The sequence below is a fragment of the Bacteroides caecigallinarum genome (genome assembly GCF_021530995.1).
GTDB classification, from domain to species: Bacteria; Bacteroidota; Bacteroidia; order Bacteroidales; family Bacteroidaceae; genus Phocaeicola; species Phocaeicola faecigallinarum.
In genome coordinates, this window is the sequence record NZ_JADYTF010000290.1 from 1 (window position 1) to 489 (window position 489).

The following is a 489-nucleotide window of genomic DNA, read 5'->3' on the forward strand; positions in this document are numbered from 1 at the left end:
GTATTTTCCTATATAGACTTTTAGTTGGAGAATTACCTTTTTCTGGAAGTCAATATGAAGTATTACAATATCAACTAAAGCGAAAAGTGCCAGTAAATAATATAGAGAGCATTGCATTAGCTAAAGTTGTAAGAAAATCAACTGAAAAGATACAAAGCCATAGATATAGCACTATAGCAGAATTTCGTGTAGCTATTGACAAAGCTGAGAACAAGGAAAATTCTTTTTTTGAATCATACGGGAAATATATAATTGCATGTATAGTATTGGTGGTAATAGGTATAGGCGGTTGGTTATATTGGGATTTTAAAAAAGAAATAGCTACTAAACCTATTCCAATGATAGTAGAAAGTCCAGAGCAACAATATCAACACGCACTATCTCAACTTGATTCTAACATTCCAGATTCAATAAAAAAAGGATTTGATAATATGAAAGAATTAGCAAATTCCGGATTTGATAAAGCAAAAATTGAAATAGGAATTACAT

The 489-nt window shown here is 30.3% G+C and carries 1 protein-coding gene; it reads left to right on the forward strand.

Translation table 11 applies throughout. The features are described 5' to 3' along the window. A partial coding sequence (locus tag I6E24_RS16670) for a YfgM family protein (protein ID WP_394800428.1) occupies nucleotides 1-489 on the forward strand: 489 nt, incomplete at both ends.